At 67.1% G+C, this 210-nt stretch carries 1 protein-coding gene; it reads right to left on the minus strand.

Annotation, left to right across the window (positions count from 1 at the left end; genetic code table 11):
* Window positions 1-119: 119 nt before the first annotated feature.
* Window positions 120-210, minus strand: a 91-nt coding sequence (locus BN358_RS24240) for an adenosylhomocysteinase (protein ID WP_157593508.1), incomplete at its 5' end; no start/stop codon positions are given.

A 210-nucleotide genomic window follows, 5' to 3' on the forward strand; every position in this document is an offset into this window, starting at 1 on the left:
CTCGCGCGCTCACCTGGAGCACGGCGTCCCGGGTCTCGGTGATCAGGTTGAAGTCGGTCTGTCGCATGGCCAGCCTCCCGGCGGTGTGTACGGACGATTACCCAAGTGCGTCGGCGGGCTCAGTACCGGTAGAGCTCGCTCTTGAACGGCCCCTCGACCTCGATGCCCAGGTACTCCGCCTGCTCGGCGGTCAGTTCGCTGAGCCGGACG

Origin of the sequence: Sedimentibacter sp. B4, assembly GCF_000309315.1 — a bacterium.
In the GTDB taxonomy this organism is placed as follows: domain Bacteria; phylum Bacillota; class Clostridia; order Tissierellales; family Sedimentibacteraceae; genus Sedimentibacter; species Sedimentibacter saalensis.